The 4899-nt window shown below is 72.3% G+C and carries 5 protein-coding genes; 1 reads left to right on the top strand and 4 read right to left on the bottom strand.

Translation table 11 applies throughout. The features are described 5' to 3' along the window. Window positions 1-24 precede the first annotated feature (24 nt). Together AB8Z36_RS32135 and AB8Z36_RS32140 are read right to left on the bottom strand one after the other, a co-directional pair. Window positions 25-1212 carry an acyl-CoA dehydrogenase family protein gene (locus AB8Z36_RS32135; RefSeq protein ID WP_369216908.1) on the bottom strand — a complete coding sequence of 396 codons (1188 nt, stop codon included), beginning with the start codon at window positions 1210-1212 and terminating at the stop codon, window positions 25-27. 114 nt (window positions 1213-1326) lie between these two features. Continuing rightward, a complete protein-coding gene (locus tag AB8Z36_RS32140) occupies window positions 1327-1857 on the bottom strand; it encodes a ferredoxin (RefSeq protein WP_369216909.1) in 531 nt (176 codons plus the stop codon). Window positions 1858-2133: 276 nt separating this feature from the next. Between AB8Z36_RS32140 and AB8Z36_RS32145 the strand changes: the two genes are divergently transcribed. After that, window positions 2134-2586 carry a VOC family protein gene (locus AB8Z36_RS32145; protein WP_369216910.1) on the top strand — a complete coding sequence of 151 codons (453 nt, stop codon included), beginning with the start codon at window positions 2134-2136 and terminating at the stop codon, window positions 2584-2586. Window positions 2587-2686: 100 nt separating this feature from the next. On the opposite strand, the gene AB8Z36_RS32150 is transcribed toward AB8Z36_RS32145, so the two are convergent. Continuing rightward, the gene (locus AB8Z36_RS32150) at window positions 2687-4195 is read right to left on the bottom strand and encodes a PepSY-associated TM helix domain-containing protein (protein ID WP_369216911.1); all 1509 of its coding nucleotides are present in this window, start codon (window positions 4193-4195) and stop codon (window positions 2687-2689) included. Between the two features lie 179 nt (window positions 4196-4374). Continuing rightward, on the bottom strand, window positions 4375-4899 hold a 525-nt coding region (locus AB8Z36_RS32155; RefSeq protein ID WP_369216912.1), incomplete at its 5' end, for a PstS family phosphate ABC transporter substrate-binding protein.

Raw genomic sequence — 4899 nt, forward strand, 5'->3', positions numbered from 1 at the left:
GGGTGGGCCGGAGGGGCGGCGGTGTCAGCGGCGCACTCGTGGCATTCCCAGGCCGATCCAGGAGATGATCTCGCGCTGGATCTCGTTGTTGCCGCCGCCGAAGGTGAAGATGACCGCTGAGCGGTAGCCGCGTTCCAGTTCGCCGTGGAGGACCGTGCCGGTCGAGCCCTCCTTGAGGGGGCCCGCCGCGCCGACGACCTCCATGAGCCAGGCGTAGGCGTCGCGGCGGGCCTCGGAGCCGTAGACCTTGACGGCGGAGGCGTCCTGGGGGGTGAGGGTGCCTTCCTGGACGGCGTTGACCATCTGCCAGTTCAGGAGCTTCATCGCGTCCAGTCTGGTGTGGGTCAGGGCGAGGCGGCGGCGGACCCAGCCCAGGTCGATGACGCGGCGGCCGTCGGCGAGCTTGGTGTCCATGGCCCAGCGCTGCACGTCATGGAAGGCGCGGATGGCCATCGTGCCGTGGGCGGCGAGGGTGACGCGCTCGTGGTTGAGCTGGTTGGTGATGAGGCGCCAGCCCTTGTTCTCCTCGCCCACCCGGCGCGAGACGGGGACGCGGATGTTCTCGTAGTAGCTCGCGGTGGTGTCGTGCGAGGCGAGGGTGTTGATGAGGGTGCAGGAGTAGCCGGGGTCGCTGGTCGGTACGAGGAGCATGGTGATGCCCTTGTGGAGCGGGACGCCCTGCTCGGGGGTCGCCGTGCGGACGGCGAGCCAGACCCAGTCCGCCGTGTCGCCGTTGGTCGTCCAGATCTTCTGCCCGTTGACGACGTACTCGTCGCCCTCCCGTACCGCCTTCGTACGCAGCGCCGCCAGGTCCGTGCCCGCGTCGGGCTCGCTGTAGCCGATGGCGAAGTCGAGCTCACCGGAGAGGATGCGGGGCAGGAAGTAGCCCTTCTGCTCCTCCGTCCCGAACCGCATGATCGTCGGGCCCACGGTGTTGAGGGCCATCAGCGGCAGCGGCACGCCCGCCTGGGCGGCCTCGTCGAAGAAGATGAACTGCTCCATGGGCGTGAGCCCGCGCCCGCCGTACTCCTCGGGCCACCCCACCCCCAGCCAGCCGTCCGTGCCGAGGCGGCGGACGGTCTCCCGGTAGAACCGCTTCTGGGCGGCGGGATCGGTATGGCGGGCGTACACGTTGTCCGGCACCAGTCCGGCGAAGTACGCGCGCAGTTCGGTGCGCAACCGCTGCTGCTCGGGGGTGTATTCGAGGTGCACGGCCCCTCCAGGCTCTGGCTGGCTCACTCGCTCCCGGACCTGACGGCGCACACAGTAGAACGCGTTCCAGAAATTGGGAATGGCGGTGAACCGCTCCCCGCGATCGGGAATCAGTCAGTCCATGGCCGCCAGGAAGTCGTCGCAGGCCCGGGCGCAGCGGCGGCAGGCCTCCGCGCACCGGGCCGACGCGGTGCTCGTGTCGCAGAGGGCCGCGCACTGGTGGCAGATGGCGCGGCACCATTCGACCTGCACGCGCACCCGCTCCTCGTACTCGCCCGCGCGCTCGCCCGGCTCACCGTGCTCACCCGGTTCGGCGAGGACGCGGAAGGTCGCGTCGCACACGTCGGCGCAGGCGGTGTTCAGGCGGGACGCGTGGCACGGCTCGTCGGGCAGACGCCGCCGGGCGCACGCCCGCGCGCACTCCTCACAGGCCTGCGCGCAGGCGAAGCGGCCCTCCAGGTAGCGGACGAGCTCCTGCCTGCCGCGCTCCCGCCCGGCGGGGTCATGCGGGACGCGGGCTTGTGGGGTGCGTTCGGCTTGTGCGGTGCGTTCTCGCGGGCCGTGGTCCTCCGGCTGGGGTGGGGGTACGGAAGCGGGGCGCGCCATGCGGGAGGTACTGGGCGGTGAGGGTGTCGTGGCTGTCACGAGGCCTCTCCCTTCGGACGGGCACGAGTAGCCGACCTGGGCTCACTCAAACCTGCCGGGAAGGGGCGGGGAACGCCAAGAAGGGGACAGGACATGTCCCGGACACGAGGGAGCCCCGCCGCGACGGGGGAGACACGGCGGGGCCCACACTTCGAGTGCCCGCTCTGCCCGTCCTCACACACCCGCGCCGCTTCTGCTTTCGAGGGAATTCGAGGGAACCGGAATGGCCTGTACAACCCGGGCCCGTTGTCAGTGCCGCACAGTACCGTCCGGGGCATGGCAAACAAGATCGACCTGACCCTCGACTGCGCGGACGCCCAGCTCCTCGGCGCCTTCTGGAAGACGGCGCTCGGCTATGTGGACGCGCCGCCGCCCGCGCCGTTCACCACCCGCGAGGAGTGGTTCGCGAGCTTCGATCCACCCGAGGGCGAGTCCGTGAGCGACGCGGCCTGGCTCTGCGACCCCGAGGGGCACGGCCCGCGCCTCTCGCTCCTGAAGGTGCCCGAGCCCAAGTCCGCGAAGAACCGGCTGCACATCGACGTCCGGGTGGCCGGGCACGGCTCGCCCGGCGAGCGCTGGGCGAGGATCAAGGCGGAGTCGGAGCGGCTCGTCGCGGCGGGCGGCGGCGTGCTCGCGGAGTTCCCCGGCCACCATGTGGTGATGGCCGACCCGGAGGGCAATGAGTTCTGCGTCGCCGCCGAGCCGCCCCCGCCCGCCCCCTCGGTGTGATATGCGGTGCGGGAGCGGCTCGGCGGGAGCAGCCGTACGGGAGCGGTCGTACGGTACGAGCGTCACCCGGCCGCGCGAGCGTCATCCCGCCGCGCGAGCCTCACCCGTACGTGCGCTTCCCCCGCCGATGAGCGATCTCGCCCAGCGCGATGTCCACCGCGAGGAACGCCGCGAGCGGAATGCCGAGCAGCGGCACGAAGTAGCCGAGCACGGCGATGGCCGCGAGGAGCGGGACGAGGACGTGGGGCGGCACGTGCTGCCACGACCCGCGCGCCATGGGCCGCCCGAAGGCGGAGCCGCGGCCCCGCTGCCACCACATGCGGTAGCCCCAGACGATCAGGAGGATCAGGCAGAGGGCGAGCACGACCAGGGCGATCTGGTTGACGACGCCGAACAGCGAACCGGTGTGCGCGTCGATGCCCCAGCGCGTCAGCTTGGCGAGCACCGGGTAGTCGTCGAACCGCAGGACGTCCGTGACCTCGCCGTTCGCGGGGTTCACGGCGATCGAGTCCTGCTTCTCGGGCCAGCTCCGCTGTATCTGGCGGACGACATAGGCGGACGAGGCGTCGGCGGGCGGCACGATCTCCACGGGGTCGGAGAGCCCCTGGTCCCGGCCCGCCTTCAGGACGGCGTCGAGCCCGACGTCCGGCGACGCCGCCCCCGGCGCCTCATCGCCCGACGCTCCCGCTGACGTACCGCCCGCGCCGTGACCGGCGTGCTCGCCCCCGGCCCCGGAACCGGAACCGCCGCCGGACCCGGCGGCGGGCGCCACCGTCGACGTCACCGCGGGCGTGGTCTGGCCGATGGCCTCGCGCAGGTCACCGATGCTCGCGCCCGCGTAGGCCGACCAGGTCAGCCCCGTGGCCGACAGGAAGATCAGGCCGAGGGCGGCCCAGACGCCGACCGAGCCGTGCAGCGACAGGGTGCGTCGGCGGCCCGTGGTGCCGCGCAGCTTCCGCTGCGACCCGCGGCGGCCGAACCACAGGACGAGGCCGCCGCCCGCGATCACCCACAGCCAGCTCGCCGCGAGTTCGCTGTAGAGGCGGCCGGTCTCGCCCAGATGCAGGTCGCGGTGGAGTTCGTCGATCCAGGTGCGCAGCGGGAGGGCGCCGCTCGATCCGTACTGTTCGAGGTCGCCGCGCACCGTGCCGGTGTAGGGGTCCACGAAGACGGCGAGGGTCCGGTCGGGGTCGACCCCGGGCACCCCGGACAGCATCACCCGCGTGGTGGCGCCCTCCTCCGGCGACGGCCGCACGGCACTGATCGCGCCTTCGGGGTGCGCGGCGCGGGCCGCGGCCACCTGCTCGGTCAGGGGCAGCTCTCCCCTGCCCGGCGGCACGTCGACGCGGAGCTCATCGGCGTACACGATCTTCTCGGCCTGGAACGAACAGGCGTACAGCAGGCCCGTGGTGGCGGCGACCAGCAGGAACGGGGCGATCAGCAGCCCGGCGTAGAAGTGCAGCCGCAGCACGAGCGGTCGCAGTGCCGCCCGGCCGGACCGCTTCGGCGCGCCACCGTCCCGCGCGCCGCGCGACGCCTCATCGGGTCCGGCCGGTGGCTGCGGTGGCTGTCCTTCGCCTTCGGCGAGGGCGGTGGATTCGGCGGCCATGAGGCGCTCCCCTGAATGAGACGGACTACGGCCCGGCTGGGCCCGAGCCGATCCAGGAGTCGGACGGCGAGGCGATCGAGTTCCGACCGCGCACTGTGACCTGTGTCACTACACACCGGCACGGCCCGGCCACCACTCGGGACGTACTCAGGACAGGCCGTCCACCACTCACGACATGCTCAGGACAGCCCGTCCACCACCTCCCGCACCCGCCCCGCCACCGACTCCGGCAGGGGCGCGTAGTGCAGCCGTGACAGCCGCCGCTGCCCCGCCCCGCTCGCCGTATAGGCCAGGAACGACTTGAGCGCGGGCAGCGTCGCCTTCGCGTTGCCCTTGTCACAGACGATCTCGTACGTGACCTGGACCAGGGGGTACGCGCCCGGCGTCGAGGCGTCGTGCCGGAACTTGAGCGTCATGTCCTTGCCGTCCCCGGCGACCCGTGCCGCCGCGATACCGGCCGACGCCGTCTTCGGTGTCGGCGCGACGGGCGTGGGCGCGCCCGTGTCGAGGCTGACGGTCTTGATGTGCCGGGCCTCGGCGAGGGACAGTTCGAAGTAACCGATGGCGCCGAAGCCGGAGGTCACCTCGGAGGCGACACCGCTCGAACCGCTCGCGGACGCACCGCCCCTGCCCTGCCAGGCCTTGCCCGGCGGGTGCCGCCAGATGTCGGGGGCGGCGCCCGCGAGGTAGGCCTGGRAGTTCTG

Source organism: Streptomyces flavofungini (assembly GCF_041028215.1).
GTDB lineage: Bacteria > Actinomycetota > Actinomycetes > Streptomycetales > Streptomycetaceae > Streptomyces > Streptomyces flavofungini_B.

Bases quoted from the DNA above. Each gene is read 5' to 3' on its own strand.
- AB8Z36_RS32150 (WP_369216911.1), bottom strand. From the start codon at position 4,195: ATGGCCGCCGAATCCACCGCCCTCGCCGAAGGCGAAGGACAGCCACCG.
- AB8Z36_RS32145 (WP_369216910.1), top strand. From the start codon at position 2,134: ATGGCAAACAAGATCGACCTGACCCTCGACTGCGCGGACGCCCAGCTC.